Annotated in this window: 10 protein-coding genes; 5 read left to right on the plus strand and 5 right to left on the minus strand. The window is 71.1% G+C overall.

The window, feature by feature from the left end:
• Positions 1 to 181: 181 nt before the first annotated feature.
• The 3 genes from wecB to ACWEVN_RS42420 all read right to left on the minus strand — a co-directional run bounded on the left by wecB (position 182) and on the right by ACWEVN_RS42420 (position 2,382).
• The gene (gene wecB / locus ACWEVN_RS42410) at positions 182 to 1,327 is read right to left on the minus strand and encodes a non-hydrolyzing UDP-N-acetylglucosamine 2-epimerase (protein ID WP_452055059.1); all 1,146 of its coding nucleotides are present in this window, start codon (positions 1,325 to 1,327) and stop codon (positions 182 to 184) included.
• Positions 1,328 to 1,423: 96 nt separating this feature from the next.
• Entirely contained in the window at positions 1,424 to 1,603 is a 180-nt protein-coding gene (locus ACWEVN_RS42415; protein ID WP_310967614.1) for an LPXTG cell wall anchor domain-containing protein, read from the minus strand.
• 11 nt (positions 1,604 to 1,614) lie between these two features.
• Positions 1,615 to 2,382: a choice-of-anchor P family protein gene (locus ACWEVN_RS42420; protein ID WP_452055056.1), complete on the minus strand. Its 768-nt coding sequence runs from the start codon at positions 2,380 to 2,382 to the stop codon at positions 1,615 to 1,617.
• 360 nt (positions 2,383 to 2,742) lie between these two features.
• Here ACWEVN_RS42420 and xrtP point away from each other — a divergent pair, with 360 nt between their 5' ends.
• The gene (gene xrtP, locus ACWEVN_RS42425; RefSeq protein WP_452055060.1) at positions 2,743 to 3,252 is read left to right on the plus strand and encodes an exosortase P; all 510 of its coding nucleotides are present in this window, start codon (positions 2,743 to 2,745) and stop codon (positions 3,250 to 3,252) included.
• The gene (locus ACWEVN_RS42430) at positions 3,249 to 4,625 is read left to right on the plus strand and encodes a glycosyltransferase family 2 protein (protein ID WP_452055057.1); all 1,377 of its coding nucleotides are present in this window, start codon (positions 3,249 to 3,251) and stop codon (positions 4,623 to 4,625) included. Before xrtP ends, ACWEVN_RS42430 begins: the two co-directional genes overlap by 4 nt.
• 21 nt (positions 4,626 to 4,646) lie before the next feature.
• Here ACWEVN_RS42430 and ACWEVN_RS42435 read toward each other — a convergent pair whose 3' ends face one another.
• The gene (locus ACWEVN_RS42435; RefSeq protein ID WP_452055058.1) at positions 4,647 to 6,515 is read right to left on the minus strand and encodes an N-acetylmuramoyl-L-alanine amidase; all 1,869 of its coding nucleotides are present in this window, start codon (positions 6,513 to 6,515) and stop codon (positions 4,647 to 4,649) included.
• Positions 6,516 to 6,811: 296 nt separating this feature from the next.
• Between ACWEVN_RS42435 and groES the strand changes: the two genes are divergently transcribed.
• Positions 6,812 to 7,105, plus strand: a complete 294-nt coding sequence (groES, locus tag ACWEVN_RS42440; protein WP_004559922.1) for a co-chaperone GroES — start codon at positions 6,812 to 6,814, stop codon at positions 7,103 to 7,105.
• Between the two features lie 91 nt (positions 7,106 to 7,196).
• The gene (gene groL, locus ACWEVN_RS42445; RefSeq protein WP_310967607.1) at positions 7,197 to 8,810 is read left to right on the plus strand and encodes a chaperonin GroEL; all 1,614 of its coding nucleotides are present in this window, start codon (positions 7,197 to 7,199) and stop codon (positions 8,808 to 8,810) included.
• Positions 8,811 to 8,923: 113 nt separating this feature from the next.
• Here the strand turns inward: groL and ACWEVN_RS42450 are convergent, their stop codons facing one another.
• A complete protein-coding gene (locus tag ACWEVN_RS42450) occupies positions 8,924 to 9,226 on the minus strand; it encodes a WhiB family transcriptional regulator (RefSeq protein WP_033261506.1) in 303 nt (100 codons plus the stop codon).
• A 248-nt stretch (positions 9,227 to 9,474) separates the two neighbouring features.
• On the opposite strand from ACWEVN_RS42450, the gene ACWEVN_RS42455 reads away from it, so the two are divergent.
• Positions 9,475 to 10,380, plus strand: a complete 906-nt coding sequence (locus ACWEVN_RS42455; RefSeq protein WP_449686889.1) for a MerR family transcriptional regulator — start codon at positions 9,475 to 9,477, stop codon at positions 10,378 to 10,380.
• The last annotated feature ends 105 nt before the right edge of the window (positions 10,381 to 10,485 follow it).

Here is a 10,485-nt window from a genome sequence, read left to right on the forward strand (position 1 = left end):
GACGGCGCCGCGTCAAGGCGGGAAAGCGTGCCTTGACCCGGCGCCGTCGGCCGTGTTGTGGCTTCGGATCGGGGTTGCGGGGGGTGTGGGTCCCGTGGTCCGGTTGGCGACGCTGCCGCTGGCGGGTTGCCGTGCGGCGGGGTTGCCGTGCGGTGGGGCGGTTGCCGTGGGGCGGGTCGCGCTAGGAAGCCGTCGCCGGGGTCACGGCCCTCACGCCCAGCAGTTCCTCGATCGCCGCCACCGCCAGCGCTGCCGCATTGCCCTCGCCGTAAGGGTTTCCCACCTGGGCCGGGCGCAACTCTCCGCTCAGCAGGCGCGCCGCCAGGTCCACGATCCGCGACGTGTCCGTGCCCGCCAGCCACGCGCAGCCCGCCTCCACCACCTCGGCGCGCTCGGTCACGTCGCGCAGCACCACCACCGGGGTGCCGAACGTCGGGGCCTCCTCCTGGATGCCGCCCGAATCCGTCAGGACCAGGGCAGCCAGCCTCAGCGCGCGGACCAGGTCCGGGTACTCCAGCGGGTCCGTCACCGTCACCCGGGGGAGGCCGGCCAGCGCCGCCTCCACCTGGGCGCGGACCTGGGGGTTCGGGTGCGCCGGGAACAGCACCTGGACGTCCGGGTGCTCGGCCACGATCAGCTGCACCGCCGCCAGCGTGCGCTCCAACGGCTCGCCCCAGGACTCCCGGCGGTGGGACGTCACCAGCACCAGCCGCTCGCCCGCCTCCGCGAGCTCCATCTCCAGCAGCGCCAAGGCCGTGTCGCGGGCCGGGAGGTCGCGGGCCGCGATTTCCAGCACCGCGTCGACCACCGTGTTGCCCGTGACCGCGATCTGTTGCCGCGCAACGCCTTCCGCGCGCAACGCCGCCGCCGCGGCGAGGGTCGGGGCCAGGTGCAACGCCGCGATGCGGGACACCATCTGCCGCGCGCCCTCCTCCGGGAACGGCGCCGCGAGGTCGCGCGTGCGCAGCCCGGCCTCCAGGTGGACCACCGGGATGCCCAGCCAGAACGCCGCCAGCGCGCCGGCGAGCGTCGTCGTCGTGTCGCCCTGGACGACCAGCGCCGCCGGGGAGTGGCGGCGCAGCACGTCGTCGAGTGCCGGCAGCAGGCCCGCCACCAGCTCGGCCTGGCTGCCCGTCACCCGCGGTGGCACGTCGAGCCACGCGTCCACGGCCAGCCCGAACGGCTCCAGGGCCTGCTCGACCATGCCCGGGTGCTGCCCGCTGTGGACCACCACCGGGCGCAGCACCGGATGCGCCGCCAGCGCCAGGGCCAGCGGCGCGAGCTTGACGGCTTCCGGCCGCGTCCCGGCCAGCAACATCACGTCCACCCCGCGTCGCCCCTTCTCCACATCACTCAGTGTCCAGCAAATTTCGACCCGCGGGGCCGCCGGCGTGCGAGGGGCACACGCCGGCGGCCCGCTTCCTCAATCCCGCGCCCGGGAGAGACGGCGGTTGCGGCGGTGGACGGCGATCAGCGCGACGGTCCCGAGCAGGACCAGCAGCACGCCGACGGCCAGCCACCACCCGATGTCGGCACCGGTGGCGGCGAGGGTCCCGACCCCACCACCGGCCACGCCGACTCCGGCGCCCGGCATCTTGTACATCCGGACCTCGCTCAGGCCTGCGCGGAACGGCGGCGGAAGATGCGCGTCCCGACCGGCACCGCGACGGCGCTGAGCAGGCCGAGCCCGATCCAGAGCCCGGCGCCGGACGCCAGCGGCATCGGCGGCGCGGCCGGGCCGCAGGTCGCCGACGACACGACCACGTCGCCCGAGCCGAGCGCCTTGAGCCCGCCGCCGAGCAGCTTCACGTGGACGGCGTTCACGGTGAGGCTGCCGTCGGGGTTCTTGACCTGCTCGTTGAGGATGATCGTCGCGACGTTGAGGTCGCCGAGACCGACCTTGATCTGCGTGTTCGCCGCCGGGGCCGCGTCGACCGCGCCGACGCTGCCGAGGTTCGCGCCGACCAGTTTCGTGCTGCCTTCGATCCCCTTCTGCGTCGCGGTGCAGACGGCCTCGACGAGCTTGATGCCGACGTTGCCGAGCGCGGCCTTCAGCAGCGGCAGCCCGACGTCGGCGGTGCTCGCTTTCGCCGTCACCGCACCGGAATTCTCGTCGCGCTTGGCCTCGGTGTTGATCGCGCCGGCGGTCAGGACGCCCTTCAGGTCGACCTTCGCCAGGCTGCTGCTGGCCGGCCCCGCGGTGCTCGCGGCCGCGAACGGGCCCGCCTTCACCGCTTCCCGGCCGAGCAGCTTGACGTCGACCTTGACGCCGTACGCGGATCCGTCGCCGGGGGCCGCCGAAGCGGGGGCCGCGCCGGCGAGCACGACGCTCGCCACGACCGCGGCGAGCAGGCCGCCGCGGCGCACGAGGGAGCTCTTCATCAAGTGGTCCTCCGAATTCGCTGGATTTATCCGGGGTGCGTGACGGCGGCGCGGATCGAACTCGCTGGCCTCGACTCGGCACGCGGATCGACTATCGCGAAGACCACGCCGAATAGCACACATAATTTCCCGAATCACCGGATCGGGTAAGGCTCGCCGCCGTTTCCGCTGGTCGTTTTCGACATCACTCGATCGGCGTAACAAGTTCGGCGAAGGTCCAGCCGATTGGGGCGGCTTTTCCACCCCTCCGAGTGGAAACGGGCGGCACACATGTCCTACGCTCGCCGGTGCCCGCAACTTGATCGGGAAATCGACACCGAGAGGAACGTCGTGGCGGTAGCGAGCGCTCCGAACTCAGGAATGACACGGTTTCCGCTGTTCGCGGCGCTGAGTGCGCTGGCCGCCGCGGGGGTCGTGGTGGTGCTGGCCGAGCGGTTCTACCGCGAACTGGAAGTGCGGCTCGCCGGCGCGATCCTCGATCTGTTCACTACATCGGGTGGCTATGTGGTACCCGATCGGGAATCTGTTTACTTTGGGTTGACGGGCGCTGCTCCGTTCGGGTTGAGAATGACGCCGGAATGTTCGTCGGCGTTCCTTTTGCTCCCGCTGCTCGTTGTGACGATGGTCATGCTGTACTTCCGGCCGTCGAATGCGCGGCGCCTGTTCTTTTCGCTCGGCATTTCGGCGCTCGTCGTCGTACTGGTGAACCAGCTCCGCATTCTGACGATCGTCGGGCTGGTGCACGCCTTCGGCACCGACGAGGGCTACTACTGGGGCCACACGCTGCTCGGTTCGATGGTCAGCGTGTTCGGCGGCGCCGTCTCGATCGTCCTGTTCGTCTGGATGGCCACGCGGAAGAAGAAGGCATGAGCGTCAAGGTCCTGCTGGCGATCACGCAGGCGTTCGCGCTGACCATGAGCGTGGCGTTCCTCGTCTACGTCGTGGTGATCGTGGTGCCGTACCTGCGCCGCAAGCCCGGCCCGGCCGGCGACCCGGACGGCTTCACCTGGCACTTCTTCGTGCCGTGCCGCGACGAGCAGACCGTCATCCGCGAAACCGTCCGCTACCTGCGGACGAACTTCCGCAAGGCGCACGTCTGGGTCGTCGACGACGACTCGGAGGACCGCACCGCCCGCGTGGTCCGGATGCTGTGGCGGCGCCACGGCGGCTACGACCCGTACCTGCACCTGGTCCCGCGCGTGCGCCCCGAAGCCCGCACCGGCAAGGGCGACGCGCTCAACGCGGCCTACCGCGCCCTGAACGACTGGATGGGCCCGGACGCGAGCCGCGACGACGTCGTCGTGGTGGTCGTCGACGCCGACGGCCGCCCAGCCCCGAACTGCCTCGAGGTCTGCGCGGCGGACCACCTCTTCGGCGACCCGGGGATCGGCGCGGTCCAGCTCGACGTGTGGATGGGCAACACCGACACCCCGCCGCCGGGCCGCAACCCGGTGGGCCGCTGGTTCGGCCTGAAGCTCGCGCAGCTGCAGGACCTGGAGTTCCGCACGGCGATCGCGGCGATCCAGACGTCCCGCGGGTTCACCGGCACCATCTCCATGGGCGGCAACGGCCAGTTCACCCGCCTCACCGCGCTGGACTCGATCGCCGGCGAGGCCGGGGAGCCGTGGCGCGGCTCGCTGCTGGAGGACTTCGAGCTCGGCGTTCACCTGCTCACCGCGGGCTGGCGCACCGGGTTCACCCCGGATTCCCATGTGTCACAAGAAGGTCTGTACAGCCTGCGGCGGTTCCTCGTGCAGCGCACGCGGTGGGGCCAGGGCACCATGCAGTGCGCCCGGTACCTCCGGCGGATCTGGGATTCCCCGCACGTCAGCACGCTCGGCGCGGCGGAGATGATGTACTACCTGGCCCAGCCGTGGCTGCAGCTGCTCGGCTCGCTGCTGTACCCGATCCCGTTCATCCTGCTGGTGGTGGGCACCGCGGGCGACCCGGCGCAGATGTGGACGTGGTTCACCGGCGGCGCCTGGATCCTGTTCGCCATCTACGGCTCGTTCGGGCTGCTGCCATTCCTCGTCTGGGGCCCGATCTACCAGCTGAAATGCTTGCGCAGCAAGAACATCCTGCGCGGGCTGGGGATGGGCTTCGCGTACGCCGCGTACATCTACACGTTCTACGTGACGTCGTGGCGCGCGCTGTTCCGGCTCGTCCGCGGGCGCAACGGCTGGGCGAAGACGCGCCGCAACACCGAGCAGGCGGCCGGGGTGAAGGTCGCGCTCGACGCGTGAGCGCGACCTCCACCGGAGCGGTCAGAACGCCGGGACGATCCGGACGTCGTCGGCCTTGACGAAGGCGATCCGGTGCCCGAACTGGATCTGGACGTACTTGAGCTTGCCCTTCACCACCACGTGGTCCGCCGGGTCGAAGGTGGTCGCCCAGTAGTACTCGGAGCCCACGGTCCCGCCCGAGGAGTACTTCTGGCCGGCGGAAAGGGTGTACGGCAGCGGCGTGATGGCCTGCACGGTCACCCCGGCCGGGTAGGCCTCCGGCTCGGGGTAGGCGCGGCCGTAGACCGGCACCGTCGCGAGGCCCGGCTTCGGCGTCACGACCCAGCCGATCGCGGGCTTCGCGACCCGGGCGTTGCGCGGGTTGTGGAACCAGCCCTTCTGACCGAGGTACCAGATCGCCGTCCAGTCGCCGCGGACCTCGGCGACGGCGTACCGCTGCCCGGTCGCGACCCGGCTGCCGACGTCGGAGACGTCCATGGTCGACGGCGTCCCGTTCGGGTGCAGGCCGACGTCGACCAGCAGCGGCGAGGACTCACTCGGCCCCGAGTGCAGCACGACGGCCTCCGAGCCGCGCGGGGTGCACGGCGTCCCGGGGCTGTCGCAGCCGGTGAACGCGGGCTGGTTCTTCGCGAAGACCGGGTCGATGGTGACCAGCGACGAGCCGGGCAGGCCGAACCCGCCGAGCGGGGTGCCCAGCAGGTCGAAGTAGTGCGACCAGTCCCAGTAGGGGCCCGGGTCCCAGTGCATGCCCGCGATCGTCGACGGGACCGTGCCCGGCACGTTGTCGTGGCCGATGATGTGCGCGCGGTCGAGCGGGATGCCGTACTTGCGCGCCAGGTAGCCGACGAGCTTCGCGCTCGTGCGGTACATCGCCTCGGTGTACCAGGTGCCCTTCGCGGCGAAGCCCTCGTGCTCGATGCCGATCGACTTCGCGTTGACGTACCAGTTCCCGGCGTGCCAGGCGACGTCCTTGGTCGGCACGTGCTGCGCGATCAGGCCGTCGGCCGAGCGGATGGTGTAGTGCCAGCTGACGTAGGTCGGGTCCTGGACGAGGTCGAGGACGTTGGCCCAGTAGCCCTCGGTGTCGTGGATGACGATGTGGTCGATCTGCTGGCTCTCGGGCCGGTTCGCGAGGTCGTGGTTGCCGTAGTCGTCCTTCGGCAGCTCCTGGTACGGCGCCGGGACGGACTCGCAGGTGACCCGGCGCGGGCACTCGACGCCGGCCGGCGTCTGCTCGGCGTGCTGCGGGACGACGACGTCGGGCGTCGGGGCCAGCGTGACCTGCTGGCCGTCGTCGGTCGTCCGGGTGGTGCCGGTCTTGATCGTGTCGAAGACCTCGTCGGCGAAGGTCTGCGCCGCGGCCTGGTCCGCGGAGCCGCTGTAGCGCGCGACGGCGGTGTACCAGTTGCCGTCGGTGTTGTACTTCGCGAGGAGGGCCGCGCCGCCCCGGATGTTCTGCGCGGGGTCCGTGCGCAGCGTTTGTGCGTCGGTTCGGAGCAGCCGAGCGGCCTCGTCGACGGTCTGCAGCGTGGGCGGCGGAGCGGCCGGCCCGGCCTGCGGCCGCACGGCCGGTCGGGCGTCGTCGCCTCGGGCGTCTTCGGTGCCCTCGTCGTGGTGCGTGCCGGCGACACCGGCCGCGCGGAGGTCGGTGAGGTGCATGGGGCCGTAGCCGGCCGAGGTGCTGGGCGTCCCGGCGTTGGTGTCCCACCGCGACTCGAGGTAGGAGACGCCGAGCAGGACGTTCTCCGGGACGTTGAACTCCTTCGCGGCGGCGGCGAAGTCGCGTTGGCGTTGGCTGGTGGGATCGGCGTGCGCCGGAGCCGCGGCCAGGCCGGCGAGCAGGGCGACGGCGGCAGCGACGGCCGCGGTTCTCGGGACGGGGTGGGACATGGGCATGAACCCCCAAGGTGCAGGTGCCAGAGGTGAGAACTTAACCAGAAACTCACCTCGGGGGTAAGAGCTGCCGCGCGGCGATGCCGTGACCGGCGCGGGTGCACCGCGGCCGCCCCAAAGAGGCCGGTCAGGGCCGCTGTCGCACGTCGGGTGGACCCTCCTTGCGAAGCTGGCACTCACGTGGCTAGAGTGCTAAATGCACGGCCCGACAGCCCCGGCACCCGCGACGGCGGGGGTGGTAGAGCCGTAACCACATCCTGCCAACGCTTTCGACGACCGTGGAGGTCAACCCGGTGAGCGTGAACATCAAGCCGCTCGAGGACAAGATCGTCGTCCAGACGAGCGAGGCCGAGGAGACGACCGCTTCCGGCCTCGTCATCCCCGACACCGCCAAGGAGAAGCCCCAGGAGGGCAAGGTTCTGGCCGTGGGCCCGGGCCGGATCGACGACAAGGGCAACCGCGTCCCGCTCGACGTGAACGTCGGCGACGTCGTCATCTACTCCAAGTACGGCGGCACCGAAGTCAAGTACAACGGTGAGGACTACCTGATCCTGTCCGCCCGCGACGTGCTGGCCGTCATCAACTGACGTCCGCTCGCAGCGCATGACGCCCCGGGCCCCGCAGAACGCCGGGGAGCGGGGCGTTCTTGCGTCCAGAGAAAGGTAAGCGGAACACGCTATGCCCAAGCAGATCAACTTCGACGAGGACGCTCGTCGCGCGCTGGAGCGCGGGGTGAACAAGCTCGCCGACGCGGTCAAGGTCACCCTCGGCCCGCGCGGCCGGCACGTCGTGCTCGACAAGAAGTTCGGCGGCCCGACCATCACCCTCGACGGCGTGACCGTCGCCCGTGAGGTCGAGCTCGACGACCCGTTCGAGAACCTCGGCGCGCAGCTCGCCAAGAGCGTCGCCACCAAGACCAACGACGTCGCCGGCGACGGCACCACCACCGCGACCGTGCTCGCGCAGTCGCTGGTGAAGGTCGGCCTGCGCAACGTCGCGGCCGGCGCCAACCCGACCTCGATCGGCCGCGGCATCGAGGCCGCCGCGGAGAAGGTCATCGAGGTCCTCAAGGCCAAGGCCACCCCGGTCAAGGGCCGCGAGAACATCGCCCAGGTCGGCACCGTGACCTCCCGCGACGCCAACATCGGCGCCCTGCTCGGCGAAGCCGTCGAGAAGGTCGGCGAGGACGGCGTCATCACCATCGAGGAGTCGTCGACCCTGGCGACCGAGCTGGTGATCACCGAGGGCGTCCAGTTCGACAAGGGCTTCCTCTCGGCGCACTTCGCGACCAACCCGGAGGAGCAGAAGGCGATCCTCGAGGACGCCTACGTCCTGCTGCACCGCGAGAAGATCTCGGCCCTGGCCGACCTGCTGCCGGTGCTGGAGAAGGTCGTCGAGGCCAAGAAGCCGCTGCTGATCATCGCCGAGGACGTCGACGGCGAGGCGCTGTCCACCCTCGTGGTGAACTCGCTGCGCAAGACGATCACCGCCGTCGCGGTCAAGGCGCCGTTCTTCGGCGACCGCCGCAAGGCGTTCCTGGACGACCTCGCGGTCGTCACCGGCGGCGAGGTGATCTCCGCGGAGATCGGCCGCAAGCTGTCCGACGTCGACCTCGGCGCGCTGGGCAAGGCCCGCCGCATCGTCGTCACCAAGGACGACACCACGATCGTCGACGGCGCCGGCTCCAAGGACGCCATCGCCGGGCGGGTCGCGCAGATCCGCAAGGAGATCGAGACGACCGACTCCGACTGGGACCGCGAGAAGCTGCAGGAGCGGCTCGCGAAGCTCGGCGGCGGTGTCGCGGTCATCAAGGTCGGCGCGGCCACCGAGACCGAGCTGAACGAGCGCAAGCACCGCATCGAGGACGCCGTGGCTTCGACCAAGGCGGCCGTCGAGGAGGGCATCCTGCCCGGCGGCGGTTCGGCGCTGGTCCACGCGGTCAAGGAGCTCGAGGGCGGCCTCGGCCTCTCCGGTGACGAAGCCACCGGCGTCCGGATCGTCAAGGACGCGCTGGTCGCGCCGCTGTTCTGGATCGCGACCAACGCGGGCCACGAGGGCGCGGTCATCGTCAACAAGGTGCAGGAGCAGGGCTGGGGCCAGGGCTTCAACGCGGCCACCGGCGAGCTGACCGACCTGCTGGCGGCCGGCATCGTCGACCCGGTCAAGGTGACCCGGTCCGCGGTGGCGAACGCCGCCTCGATCGCGCGTCTCGTGCTGACGACGGAGTCGTCGGTCGTCGAGAAGCCGGCCGAGGAAGAGCCCGCCGCGGCGGGCCACGGCCACTCGCACTGATTTCCGACGAAGCGGGGCGGCACTCCCTCCGGAGTGCCGCCCCGCTTTCGTGCTTCGAAGGGCACGGAGGGCGGCACCCCACCCGGTGCCGCCCTCCGATGTCTGTGGCGCGCTCAGCCGCCGGACATGCTGAGCGCGCGTTTGTCCGATTTGATGATGTGCTCGCGTTCGGACTCCGAGAGCCCGCCCCAGATGCCGTACGGCTCGTGCACCGCCAGCGCGTGGCTGCGGCACATCTCCAAGACCGGGCAGCTCAGGCAGACGGCTTTCGCTCTGGCCTCCCGCCGGGCCCGCGCCGGGCCGCGCTCGCCGTCCGGGTGAAAGAAGGACGCGCTGTCCATCCCCCGGCACGACCCTTCGAGCTGCCAGTCCCACATGTCGGCGTTGGGTCCTGGGAGCCTGCGCGTGTCTGCCATCCTGACCGCCTCCGTCATCCGGTCGATGCCGCTAGCTGCTCTGCTGTGGTGCCGATACTCCATTCGGTGCAACGGCGGTAACGTTAGAAGCGCGCCAATAGTTGTTCAAGCGATCCGGCGCGATTCAGCCGTTAGGCATCCCCCGGATGTGTGAGCAGGGCTTTCGCCTCCGGTTGCCGACCGCGCTGGGGGCCTGGATATTGAGGCTCGTGGGAGCTGGGTCGGGCACCGAAGAACCCACCCTGCCGGTGGCCTCGGTCGCCCGCCGGCTCGGGGTCGCGCCGTCCACCCTCCGAACCTGGGACCGCCGCTACGGGCTGGGGCCCAGCCGGCACACCGACGGCCGTCACCGCCGCTACGGCACGTCCGACATCGGCCGCCTCGAACTGATGCAGCGAGCGTTGCTGAGCGGCGCGTCGACGGCCGAGGCGGCGCGCTACGCCCTCGAGCAGATCCCCCGCTCCGGGCCGCCCCAGCCGGAGGAGCCCGGCGAACTGCCCGGGTCTTCGGTCGAGGACGACGGGCACGAGGTCCGCTCCCGCCTGGCGCGGAGGCTGAGCACGGCGGCGCTGGCCATGGACGTCGGCGCAGTCCAGCGGATGCTCGCGGACACCATCGCCGAGCTCGGCGTGCTCCCGGCGTGGACGGGCGTGATCGAGCCGGTGCTGTCGGCGCTGGGGGCGCGCTGGCGCGGGGCGAGCGCGGGGGCGGAGGTGGAGTACCTGCTCGCGGAGTGCGTGTTCGCGGCCCTGGTCCGCGCGACCCCGGTGCTCGACGAGCCCCGCAACACCCGCCCGGTCCTCCTCGGCTGCGTCCCGGACGAGCGCGACTCGATGCCGATGTACGCGCTGGCGGCGTCCTTGGCGGGGCGGCGGATCGGCGCGCAGCTGTTCGGGGTCCCGCTGCCGGCCGAGGTGCTGGCGGTGGCGGTCCGCCGCAGCGCGCCGGCCGCGGTGGTGCTGTGGGCCCACGGCCGCGGGGTGGCGGACGCGCGCCTGTTCGCCCGCGTCTCGCGCGGCCGTCAGCGGAGCCGGTTGTTCGCGTGCGGCCCGGGCTGGGACCCGGCGGGCCTGCCGGACAAGGTGGAGCTGCTGACGGACCTCCCGAGCGCGGCGGACCGCATCGAGCACGTCCTGGTCGGCGGGCGCCCCTAGTGGCGCGCGTCGCAAGTTGCGTGACGCTCGAGCCAAGCGCCCCAATGTGGCGTTTGTTGGTGTTTCCGAGCAACAAATCATAGTACTATAAACACATATATAATG

This window comes from Amycolatopsis sp. NPDC003861 (assembly GCF_053605405.1).

Excerpts from the sequence above, each read along its gene's own strand:
- ACWEVN_RS42415 (WP_310967614.1), bottom strand. The coding sequence starts at position 1,603 with ATGTACAAGATGCCGGGCGCCGGAGTCGGCGTGGCCGGTGGTGGGGTC.
- ACWEVN_RS42420 (WP_452055056.1), bottom strand. The coding sequence starts at position 2,382 with ATGAAGAGCTCCCTCGTGCGCCGCGGCGGCCTGCTCGCCGCGGTCGTG.
- xrtP (WP_452055060.1), top strand. The coding sequence starts at position 2,743 with ATGACACGGTTTCCGCTGTTCGCGGCGCTGAGTGCGCTGGCCGCCGCG.
- ACWEVN_RS42430 (WP_452055057.1), top strand. The coding sequence starts at position 3,249 with ATGAGCGTCAAGGTCCTGCTGGCGATCACGCAGGCGTTCGCGCTGACC.
- ACWEVN_RS42435 (WP_452055058.1), bottom strand. The coding sequence starts at position 6,515 with ATGTCCCACCCCGTCCCGAGAACCGCGGCCGTCGCTGCCGCCGTCGCC.
- groL (WP_310967607.1), top strand. The coding sequence starts at position 7,197 with ATGCCCAAGCAGATCAACTTCGACGAGGACGCTCGTCGCGCGCTGGAG.
- ACWEVN_RS42450 (WP_033261506.1), bottom strand. The coding sequence starts at position 9,226 with ATGGCAGACACGCGCAGGCTCCCAGGACCCAACGCCGACATGTGGGAC.